The organism is Novosphingobium sp. JCM 18896 (genome assembly GCF_025938095.1).
Lineage (GTDB): Bacteria > Pseudomonadota > Alphaproteobacteria > Sphingomonadales > Sphingomonadaceae > Novosphingobium.
Genome location: NZ_JAPCZF010000011.1, coordinates 97,396 through 107,339, shown reverse-complemented (window position 1 = coordinate 107,339; position 9,944 = coordinate 97,396). Strand labels below are relative to the sequence as shown.

11 protein-coding genes are annotated in these 9,944 nt (G+C 61.1%); 6 read left to right on the top strand and 5 right to left on the bottom strand.

Annotated elements, in window-relative coordinates:
- Positions 1-365: 365 nt before the first annotated feature.
- Positions 366-581 carry a hypothetical protein gene (locus tag OLX23_RS24385; RefSeq protein WP_264447944.1) on the bottom strand — a complete coding sequence of 72 codons (216 nt, stop codon included), beginning with the start codon at positions 579-581 and terminating at the stop codon, positions 366-368.
- A 476-nt stretch (positions 582-1,057) separates the two neighbouring features.
- On the opposite strand from OLX23_RS24385, the gene OLX23_RS24380 reads away from it, so the two are divergent.
- The 5 genes from OLX23_RS24380 to OLX23_RS24360 all read left to right on the top strand — a co-directional run bounded on the left by OLX23_RS24380 (position 1,058) and on the right by OLX23_RS24360 (position 6,179).
- Positions 1,058-1,369, top strand: a complete 312-nt coding sequence (locus tag OLX23_RS24380) for a PilZ domain-containing protein (protein WP_264447943.1) — start codon at positions 1,058-1,060, stop codon at positions 1,367-1,369.
- Positions 1,366-1,557 carry a hypothetical protein gene (locus tag OLX23_RS24375; RefSeq protein ID WP_264447942.1) on the top strand — a complete coding sequence of 64 codons (192 nt, stop codon included), beginning with the start codon at positions 1,366-1,368 and terminating at the stop codon, positions 1,555-1,557. The genes OLX23_RS24380 and OLX23_RS24375 overlap by 4 nt, the downstream gene beginning before the upstream one ends.
- Before the next feature lie 525 nt (positions 1,558-2,082).
- Complete coding sequence (locus tag OLX23_RS24370) at positions 2,083-2,754, top strand: response regulator (protein ID WP_264447941.1); 672 nt, start codon at positions 2,083-2,085, stop codon at positions 2,752-2,754.
- Positions 2,755-2,922: 168 nt separating this feature from the next.
- Positions 2,923-3,879 carry a hypothetical protein gene (locus OLX23_RS24365; RefSeq protein ID WP_264447940.1) on the top strand — a complete coding sequence of 319 codons (957 nt, stop codon included), beginning with the start codon at positions 2,923-2,925 and terminating at the stop codon, positions 3,877-3,879.
- 101 nt (positions 3,880-3,980) lie between these two features.
- The gene (locus OLX23_RS24360) at positions 3,981-6,179 is read left to right on the top strand and encodes a sensor histidine kinase (protein WP_264447938.1); all 2,199 of its coding nucleotides are present in this window, start codon (positions 3,981-3,983) and stop codon (positions 6,177-6,179) included.
- A gap of 67 nt (positions 6,180-6,246) precedes the next feature.
- Here OLX23_RS24360 and OLX23_RS24355 read toward each other — a convergent pair whose 3' ends face one another.
- Together OLX23_RS24355 and OLX23_RS24350 are read right to left on the bottom strand one after the other, a co-directional pair.
- Positions 6,247-7,059: a hypothetical protein gene (locus OLX23_RS24355; protein ID WP_264447937.1), complete on the bottom strand. Its 813-nt coding sequence runs from the start codon at positions 7,057-7,059 to the stop codon at positions 6,247-6,249.
- A gap of 186 nt (positions 7,060-7,245) precedes the next feature.
- A complete protein-coding gene (locus OLX23_RS24350; RefSeq protein ID WP_264447935.1) occupies positions 7,246-8,043 on the bottom strand; it encodes a DUF1206 domain-containing protein in 798 nt (265 codons plus the stop codon).
- A gap of 324 nt (positions 8,044-8,367) precedes the next feature.
- On the opposite strand from OLX23_RS24350, the gene OLX23_RS24345 reads away from it, so the two are divergent.
- The gene (locus OLX23_RS24345) at positions 8,368-8,637 is read left to right on the top strand and encodes a GlsB/YeaQ/YmgE family stress response membrane protein (RefSeq protein WP_264447934.1); all 270 of its coding nucleotides are present in this window, start codon (positions 8,368-8,370) and stop codon (positions 8,635-8,637) included.
- 179 nt (positions 8,638-8,816) lie between these two features.
- Here OLX23_RS24345 and OLX23_RS24340 read toward each other — a convergent pair whose 3' ends face one another.
- Entirely contained in the window at positions 8,817-9,044 is a 228-nt protein-coding gene (locus tag OLX23_RS24340; protein ID WP_264447933.1) for a hypothetical protein, read from the bottom strand.
- 304 nt (positions 9,045-9,348) lie between these two features.
- Positions 9,349-9,933: a TetR/AcrR family transcriptional regulator gene (locus OLX23_RS24335; RefSeq protein ID WP_264447932.1), complete on the bottom strand. Its 585-nt coding sequence runs from the start codon at positions 9,931-9,933 to the stop codon at positions 9,349-9,351.
- Positions 9,934-9,944 lie beyond the last annotated feature (11 nt).

Below are 9,944 nucleotides of genomic sequence, written 5' to 3'. Positions count from 1 at the left end.
GATCCAGCACCATGCGGACTGCCCGCTCACGAACCTCCGGTGCAAACTTGTTCGTCGTCTTGCTCATCGTAGACCCTTCCTCTCAGGAGTTAGGGCCTCCGACAATCCCGGGGCGGTTCAGTCAGCCATTTAATCGCGACCGGCTTGGGCCGGTTAGGCTGAGTGAGCGAGCGCACCTCAGCAGCAACGGACATGACGTCGAACGGCTTCGAGATAAGTCCGGCTATGTTCTCCGCTTGGAATAGCGCCACATATTCCTTTCCCAGGCTAGCTGTGATCATCACGGTTGCCAAATCGGCGCAGGCCGGAAGTCGCCGCAGAGCCTTATGTAACTCTATTCCGGTCATCCCGGGAAGGCGATAGTCTTAGAGCGCAATATCGAAGGCCAGCTGCCTCTTTTCGATATCCGCCAGCGCAGCTTCTCCCGATCCATAGGAGATGAGTTGGATGTCGCTATCGAGATGCAGCGCCAAAGTCAGCACCTCACGAATGTCGTCGTCATCCTCTACCAGAAGCAGTTTGATCGCCAATTCCTCGCGCCCCTTGAGAACGACGGCTTGGCAACGCAGGTGCCAGCTCACGTTGTTTAGAACGGATCAAAAGGCAGGCAATGAAGCTGGTAAGTATCGTACCACCATTTTGGATGTAAACTTTACGCGAGAGGTCCGCCGGCGGAGAATGGGAATAGCGATCAATCTTCCTGGAGAAGGCGGAATACGAAAGCTTCGCGAAGAATGCTGCACGGGCAGTCTTCAGAAAAAATGCTGGCAAAGCGCGCGTATCGAGCCAGGCTCATGCCAGCGCGCCCTTCCTATCAACGCGGATCTGTGGAAGGCGACAGCTCGAGCCCGACGCTACAACCAATGTCTGCCGCGCTGGGTAACAGCGCCATCGCCCCACCACACAGCTTGGTCAATGCCGCTTCAAAAGTAGCACGAAGGCACCGGCAAAATAGACGAATGTCTAAGGAAACCATGGACCTATATCGCCGCGTCTTAACCGTGAGGTGGGGGCGAAGGGAGTAAGCTCTGCCCTCATCTGCTAAAGGAATTTGGGTATGCAGACATGTCTGTCCGCTATCGATGCTCGCCATGCAAATCGGCACGACGTGGAATATCAGGTGATCGCCCAACACCGCCGCCTGGGTGAATTTCCTCTCTCGATCGGCAACATCTCTGCCTCTTGTTTCTTGGGGACACACGTCCGATCACTCAGGAGAGGCGATCGGGTATCCATGAGATTGCCAGTAGTCGGTTGGATCGAGGCACACCTTGTCTGGGCATCCGACGAGCGCGCTGGCTTCCAGTTCGAGCGGCTGATCCGCATTGATGATTTTACAGACCTGCTCGCCGCTCTCGAGAACAAATGAGGGCGTCACCGATTGAAGCGCCGGGTACTCTTTTAGAGTGCATCGGCTGCGCCACAGCGCTGCTTGACGGTCTCGACCGGCTTGCGGAAACCCTCGATGGCGAACAGACCTACTACATTAAGATCGCCGCCATTCACGCGCTCCAATGTCGGGAGCTTTTGAACGACGCCGTCGAGCAAAAGCCCTGAACGTCGGTGTAAGGCGGAATGCCCCCTCGAACGCATGAACTTCCGGCAGCTTTCAGGCTTCGACATTATGCTGCGGCATGACCGCTAAGTCGGCGGTCTCGTCCAGCAGGTTGACTGCCCGTACGAACATCGCGCACGAAGATATGTAGGACGTCAGCCAGGATCGTACAGACAGTCGCGGCTGGCGAGACCGTGGAGATGAGATAATTCGGGAAAATGGCCCACCCGGCATCGCCGGGCGGGCCGTAAAGGTGGGGACCGACTAAGTCCGGCCCCTCGGGTCGCATCACTCCCTGGCGGCAGCCAAGGATCTCGTTCGAGCCGGCCATTTCGGCAAACCGGCTCTTGAAATCGACAGATCAGCCCATCCTGCAGGTCTATCCGCGCAGGAGGCGGCACTTGCCGTCCAGCTAGCGCTTTCGACAAACCCAGGCATCCCCCCGAACGGGGGAGGTCGGGACTTTGACCCCGTTCGGGGGGTGCAAGCCCACCTGCTTCGTGAGTATTGGGGAAGCAGGAGGAGCCGTGACCTTTGAAGAGCCCCAGACCTGTCATGTCCTCGTGATCGAAGACATCGCCGATACCCGCGAATGGCTGAAGTGCGTGGCCCGCGAAGCCTTTCCGGCGGCGACGATTTCGCTAGCTGCCTGTCTTGCCGATGCGATGGCCTGGTTGCGCGATCAAAAGGACTCCTCGGGCATCGTAGCCCTCGTCGATCTGCGTCTGCCGGACGGCTCGGGCATCGATTTCATCCGCGCCCTGCTTACCCGAGTGCCCCAGGCCCGCGCTATCGTCACGACCCTCTACGACGACGACGACAATCTCATTGCGGCGATGGCCGTGGGCGCACAAGGCTATCTACTAAAGGACCACGAGCCCGGCGAGATCGTGCGACGTTTGCGCGCGCTCGAGCGCGGCGAGAGCCCCCTCTCACCCGCTATGGCGGAACGCATGCTCGAACTCTTCCGCCGGCATGCACGGTTTATCCAGAGCCATGCCCCCGAACAGCATCTCACGCCGCGGGAGACGGATGTCCTGCGTCTAGTCGGCCGGGGCCTAAAGATATCCGAAGCCGCCGACACGCTCGGCCTTAGCGCCGCCACTGTCGCCGGCTATCTCAAGACGATCTACCGCAAGCTCGATATCGGCTCCCGCGCCGAAGCGGCGGTCGAAGCGGTTCGCCGCGGACTGGTCTGAGTCTTATCCCCCCGTTCGAGGGGAGTTCGGCCGGTCGGCGAACGTCTAGGAACGCCCCCTCAATAGGGGGATACTATGAAAAAGCTTTTTCACGCGGCACTGATCGCGGGCAGCCTGGCGTGCAGCACGGCCGCTGTCGCAGAGAAATATCCTAGGATCGCGGACGCGGTGGCATTCGCCCCCGAGGCCGATCACACCGCCGCTGCGACATCGCTCGTCTGGGTCAACAAGCCCGGAGCGGCCAAGGGCGTCCGCCGGGTGGTCATTCCCTTCTTCCAGGTGCAGTTCGTCGTCGATAGCGACACCAGCGCCAGCGCGGGGACGGCCTCTTCGACAATGAAAGTGCGCCTCGTCGGTCCGACATCCGAGCAAATGCAGGCCATGACCGATCGGCTCTACGACCGGCTCGTGCAGGATCTGACGGCAGCCGGGCTCGAGGTCGTTCCGACCGAACAGGCGCGCGCCTATGGCAATTTCGCCAAGCTTCAGGATGGCGGCAAGGTCAGCGGCACGCGCGTCGACGGACACCAGGGCGTCAATTCGCTATTCTTCGCCCCGCACGGCATGACCTTCTACTTTCTGCCGACGCAGGACATCGCCTATACGGGCGCCGGCTCGTTCGGCGGCTTCGGCACGGCCATGCTGCCGCCCAAGGAGCAGGGTCTGATGACGGAATCCGACGCCGCCGTCCTAGGTTTCCGCGCGGTCGTGGATTTCGCCCAGCTGTCGAACAACAACAAGGTACCCTTGCGGATGCTGCGCAGCACCGCGCGCACCAAGGCCTCGGCAACCATAGCGATCCGCCCGATTGCGACGCAGCTCTGGCTCATGACGCCGCAGGCCAAGCCCGGCGTGACCGACATGCAAAACCGCATGCGGTTCGAAGTACAGGCCCCGCTTCTCGTCGATACCGATGCGATCACGGCAATGACGGACGCCCGGACCGGTGGCGATCGTCGCTCCGAAGCGCTCGGCAATGCACTCGGCATGCTGATGGGCGGCGGCTCGTCCAAGCTGCGCAAGTACGACGTCAACGTCGATCCTGAAGTTTGGGCACGCGACGTCGAGGCGTCGCTGAACGGGGTCGAAGCCATGTTCGTCGCGCGACTGCGCGGCGAGCTCTGACGCCCGCACCGTTCCGCCGCTCGCGCGGCACAATGGCGATCACGCTGGCATAGTCTCGGCAAGTCGCGATAGAAGCCGCCCCGCGGGAACGGGGGAAGCGGATGCGCGATATTTCGGACGAAACGCAAAGTGGCAAGAGCTGGGATGGCCCTGTCATTTTGCGGCCGCATCTCCTCTTGCGGCTGTGTGCCCTGGCCATCCTCATCGCCACGCTGGTGGGGATAATCCTCATGCTGCGCGTGCCGTTCGTCTTAATCGACGCCGAACTTGGCGCTGGGAATTCCGTTGAAATAGGGGGAGGCCCTCGCCCGCTCGTCGTGCCCGACACCGCGACCGTGACATTCCGGTCAGCGCAAACCGGAGAGACCGTCCGGATCGAGGCGGCGCTGCTTCCGGGTGTCGCAGAGCCGCGCGGCACCGCGGCCGAGAACGCGCAGTATTGGCATGCGCGCGACCGTCTCGCGGCAATGCTGGCGCAGGGCCCCGTCGAAGTCGTCGCCGGCGGGCAGCACTTGACCGCGCAGGGGCGGGAACGCCATCTGGCGGATCTGACGCTCGGGTTCTGGATGTCGATGCTGGCCGGCGCCGCGGCTGCGCTCCTTGGCCTCTGGGTCTGGATCCTGCGCCCCCGCGAATGGGCGCCGTTCATGTTCGCGGCCAGCGGCCTGGGCCTGTTCGTCGGCTGCTTCACCACGGCGCTCAACATTTCGCCGGGCCTGGGCCTTACCGGCACTTTCGACCAGACGATGCTGATCGCCAACTATGCAAGCGGCGTGGTCTGTGCAGGCGCGCTTGCGGGCCTGTTCGCGCGCTTTCCGCAGCCGCTGGTGAAGCCGATCTGGTTGGTCCTGGCCGCGCTGATCAACCTCGCCGCCGCCGCCGTCGTGGCCTTCGACGCCCTGCCGGGAGCTGTCGACATCGCGATCCTCACGGTTCTCGCCGATAGCTTGGCCATCATCGGCTTGCTCTTCGTGCAGTGGTGGCGAGCGCGGCAACGGCCTGACATTCGTTCAGGCCTCCTGCCGATCGCGATCTGCACCGGTGTCTCAACCTTCCTGTTCTGTGCGCTCAGCATGATCGGCCAATTGGCCGGGGGCAAACCCCTGGTCCAGCCCGACATGACGGCGCCGTTGCTCCTGCTGATCTATCTGGGTCTCGCCGTCGCCATCACCCGTGCGCGGCTTTTCGCCCTGGGGCAGAGCGCGCTTTCGCTGCTAATGTCCGCCTGCGCGATCGTCCTGTTCTTGTTGCTCGACGCGCTGGTGCTTTCGAACCTGACCGAGCGGCGCGACCTGGCCCTCCTGATTGCCGTGCTTCTCGCCATCGCCGTCTATCTGCCGGCGCGCGAATGGCTCCTGCGCCGAGCCGAACGGCTGCACGGCAGGCAGACGAGTGATCTTCTCCTGTTGGCCAGCGACATAGCCTTGCCCGCTTCGCACGTGTCGGCCCAGGCGTCCTGGGCCCATGCCATCACCGTCATGTTTGATCCGCTCGAACGCGTCGAAGCGCCAAACAAGGGCAGCGAACCCACGATCGAGGACAACGGCCGGGCGCTCCACCTACCGTCTCCTCTCGACGGAACGACATCAATACTGCGGTACGGCGGAGGCGGCACGCGGACATTCCGATCAGACGATCTGAAAATCGCGGCGCGGTTCCTGGCGCTGATCGCGCGGCTGATCGACGCGCGCGATGCCTATCTGCGCGGGGCCGACGAGGAGCGCGGACGGATCGCTCGCGATCTCCACGACGACGTGAGCGCCCGCCTGCTGACCAGCCTCCATCGCACCGATACGCGCGCCATGCACGCCGACGTTCGCGAGGCGATCGCCGACATCCGAACGATCGTCACGGGACTGTCGGGTACCTCTCCATCCTTGGGCAGGGCTCTCGGCCATCTCCGGCACGAAAGCCAAGAGCGCCTGGAAGCGGCTGGGATCCGATTGCGCTGGCCGCTGGTCGACCTGCGCGGGGATGAGGATCCCCTGCCCTACGAAATCTATCGCAACTTGCTCTCGATCGTGCGGGAATGCGTCAGCAATATCATCCGCCATGCCGGTGCTGACCATGTCGATGTCGATATTTGCATCGAGGAAGGATTCATTGGGTTGGCGATTGTCGATGACGGCAGCGGCTTCGCGGGCGACAGTTCCATGGGGCGCGGAATTGAAAATGCCCGCCGGCGCGCGCGGCGGTTGGGTGGCAGTTTCGAATTTTCGACCGGCATCGGCGGGACGTCAGCTTATATCCGGCTGCCTTGCGACTTTGAGCGTATGAACAACAGGCAGCTATCAGGGTGATGCGAGCAATCGCTCATCGTCGGCTTAGTCGGCGATTACTGTCAGTCGCAGCGCACCGGCATGACGGCTAAGTCTCTGCTGATTGCTTGCGGCCCACGCCAGAGGCTGACCAGCCGATTATCACTGTCGCCGCGCCCGCTACGATGCCGAATGCGAGCAGCGCTCCCAATGGTCGGGTGCCCAAAGCTGTCGATACCAGTCTCCAGCCTTCACTTGTACCCCAAGTCTGAAAACCGACGATCTGGACGACGATAACGCCGAGCGCGACTGCCCAGGGACGGCCCGTTCGAGGATCGCGCCGCCAGAGCCAAAGGGCAATTGCTCCGGCAATGAAATTGGCAAGTTGAACGCCCCAACCGAAAACGGGAAAATCCTTCGGCCCTCCGATAATGAGGCCGGGCACGGTCTTGTTGATCACCCGGCCAAGCACTGGGCTCAGCAGCATCAGCACGGTGGACAGCATATAGCCGGAATGCAGCCTCACCTCGCGACGATGTCGAAGTGCCATGCCAACCGCGAAGAGCACGGCGCCAAACGCTAGCCAGTCGATGAAGGCGAGTGGCGCACCCCACAACGCGTAAAATGGATCGCCGGTCGCCGTGCCGACCGCCATCGAATGGATCACGCCCATAGATCCCGCGCTAAACAGAGGTACCGCCACGAAGGTCGCTTGTCCCAATCTGCGGTGCATGGCGATCTGACCGCGGTGTGGAGTCCTACTCTGTGCGAGAAGCAACAGCATCCACAGTGAGGCCGTGATCCCATGGATGTGAAATCCGACGGATGCCGTGGGCAATATGCTGAAGTAGCTGCGCCAGAAGGCGAAGAAGGTCGCGGTGAGCAGCGCAATGATGAATACCCAGGCGTGGCGATACGGCATGCATTCCCCCCGAAATCACACGACAACTTGAGCCTACCATCTTCTGGCAGTGCGTCTATCGGCGATCCGCATGATCCACGGACGGCGGCTTTGAGCGATTTTCGCCCAGCCTATTTAGTCAACTAAGTCGGCGATGGCGGGCACATCCCTCTATACCAGGAGTGCGAGCTCAATCCGTTCAAACTATCACTTCAACTTGGGTTTCAGATCCTTCTTTTCGACGTCGGGGATGATTCGAAATCGCGCAACTATCAGACTGAAAACGCCGAACATCAGCAGCCCCAGCGCGACGATGGTATGGAGCGCCTGGTTCTCTCTAAGACTGACAAGCGCCGTCCCGAGGCCCTTTGCCTCCGCGCCGTTGCCGAGCCAGGCAGAATGGATGAGCGACCAACCGATCACCAGAAATACGACGGCCCGCGCGGCATGCCCAATGCGGCCGATCCAACACACGGAAGTGGGCGCGCCTGCGCCCACTGTCCGCATGAAGCTTGCAGTGATCACCGTACGACACTGAACGACCGCTGTCGTAACAAACCCCAAGCCCACTACGCCAAGGACGATCGCGCCCATATCCCAGGCTAACAGGGTGCTGGCTGCACTGCTTCCGCTATCGGCGCTTGCCGACTGCTTTTCGCCGTGCGCAAACTGGAATGCGCTCCATGCCAGTACCGTGTGTGCGCAGCCGCTGGCACCGTAGCCCACACGCTCTACAATGGCCTTGGCGTCGAATCCTTTGTGTTCGAGGTCGCCGATTGCGGCGATAAGCTTGTAAAGGGCATAGGCCGCAAGGCCGACGGCCGTCACATAGAGCACCGGCGAGCCTAACGGCACGCCCTGAAGGAAATCGAACGAGGCGTTCTGCCCCCCCGACGTCTCTCCGGCAGCGGTTAGGGCCAGATAGCCCAGCAGCACATAGACTATGCCACGTGCCGCGTATCCTACGCGAACGAGTAGTGCGAACTTCTGCAATTTTTCGACCATTCGCTGCTCCTAGCTGGCGACAAAACGCGTTGATTCACGGAAAGGTGCCTTGATAGCTAGGGGCGCGGTCAGATGCTGTATAACAGAAACAGGTCGCCCGCGGTGGAACACCGCAGGCGCATAAGGGTTTGGTGAGCATACATTCCCGTTCGAAAAAACCGCACCTCCCCGAGCAAGCCGCAGCAGAAGGTAATGTCCGCCCGGCAGTACCAGTGCGATAGGTATGCCTGCACCAATGCCATTGAGGCTTTGACATTCGCGCAAGGAACGCGGCGGTCACCTCACGGGTTCTGCCAGTGTCCAAGAAAGCAGAAAGGTTACGTTATGGGTATCGTCATTCTTCTCATCGTCGGAGGGCTCATCGGTTGGGTCGCCAGCATTATCATGCGGACCGATGCTCAGCAGGGCGTCATCCTGAATGTTGTCGTCGGCATTATCGGCGCGCTGATCGCCGGCTTGGTCGTCACTCCGCTCATTGGCGGCGCGCCGATCACCAGCGGCGTGATCAGCATTCCCTCGGTGCTCGTGTCGCTGGTCGGCGCAATCCTGTTCCTCGCCATCGTCAACCTCTTCCGCCGCGGTTCGGTGCGCTAGCCCTGGGCGCCGTCGTTCGTGTGCCGAAGGAGCGATTCGGCTCCTTCGGCACGGTCGTGTTTTTTCGGCCAACTAGCGGTGAACGGTTCCTGCCGACCTATTCTCGGGCCGGTTCATGGGGCGCGCGACATTTCGCTGACAAATAACGCCATGAAGCCGAACAAGGAGATCTTGGCCTGCTATTTCGCAAGAATCGCAGTAAGTCGGCGCATGCCCTGGAGGATGCCGCTAGCCTTATCCTGTCCAGTCTGCTCATCGTGGTGTTGGTCCCCTTTGGGCAGGCCCTCCATTAGTCCGATAAGTTGCAGCTTACCGTCAATACGGCCATGACCGTCTTGAGCTTCGTCGCGCTGTTCCCGATTGACAAAAGTTAGCACCGTGACGACGAGGCGATCCAGGCCCAGCACGACGAAATCCTCCGCTCCCTAGACGCAGCGCGCGACCCGTTCGTTGGATCGAACATCCCACCGACGCTCAGGTTTGCCAGATCCACTATGTGCTGGAGAAGGATTTCGGCATGAGGATGAGGAGAGGGATCCGCGGAGGCTTCGGTCGAAAGGCTTCTTAAGCGCCGTTGATTGGCGTTTTTCCAGGTGAAGTTTCGAAATATCGAAGTCGGCATCTGCGGCGCACCACGGCGGCCTCGCCAAGTCACCTGACGTCAGGTATCAGTCCATCGATCAACGGCGGCTATACCGGCGGCATGCGCCCTCAATCTGTCCGCAGGCTTTCACGAAGCTTCTTTGTGTCCTTAAGCCATGTTTCGACCATGGCCCTCACTTCAGCGTGCCCTGCGCGTGTTCCAAGCATTTGCTCTGCCTTTAATCCTTGAGCGACACTTTGAATGATGGTGACCAGCGCCGCAGCAGAAACCTTATCGCCGATACCCTCGGCAGCGAGCCACCGCGACACGGCTTCAATCTTGAGTTCGCGAAGCTTCGAAGAATAGGCTTCGACCTCACTTTGAACGCTGGGGATGTGCTTCGCCATGGCAAGGAAGGCATAGGTGGTCGCGCTAGTGTCCGGCTCTTCGTGCCAAATCGCTTCCAGAGGATTTCCCGCTTTCATAGCTTCGCTGAGCCGTTCCGCGCTTTCATCGCCATAATAGCGGACTACGGCCAGCAGCAGATCCTCCATCGTGCGAAAATAGTAGTGCACGATCTGACGCTTCAATCCGACCTTCTCGGCCAGCACCCGCGCAGATAGCGCGGCATATCCCTCATCGTTTATGATCTGTGCCGCGGCCTGGATAAGCATGGCTCTGCTCACCTCGGCGGCACGTCTCGTGTCAGCCATCAAGATTCTCC

Excerpts from the sequence above, each read along its gene's own strand:
- OLX23_RS24375 (WP_264447942.1), top strand. The coding sequence starts at position 1,366 with ATGAGGGCGTCACCGATTGAAGCGCCGGGTACTCTTTTAGAGTGCATC.
- OLX23_RS24360 (WP_264447938.1), top strand. The coding sequence starts at position 3,981 with ATGCGCGATATTTCGGACGAAACGCAAAGTGGCAAGAGCTGGGATGGC.
- OLX23_RS24355 (WP_264447937.1), bottom strand. The coding sequence starts at position 7,059 with ATGCCGTATCGCCACGCCTGGGTATTCATCATTGCGCTGCTCACCGCG.
- OLX23_RS24380 (WP_264447943.1), top strand. The coding sequence starts at position 1,058 with ATGCAGACATGTCTGTCCGCTATCGATGCTCGCCATGCAAATCGGCAC.
- OLX23_RS24335 (WP_264447932.1), bottom strand. The coding sequence starts at position 9,933 with ATGGCTGACACGAGACGTGCCGCCGAGGTGAGCAGAGCCATGCTTATC.
- OLX23_RS24345 (WP_264447934.1), top strand. The coding sequence starts at position 8,368 with ATGGGTATCGTCATTCTTCTCATCGTCGGAGGGCTCATCGGTTGGGTC.
- OLX23_RS24350 (WP_264447935.1), bottom strand. The coding sequence starts at position 8,043 with ATGGTCGAAAAATTGCAGAAGTTCGCACTACTCGTTCGCGTAGGATAC.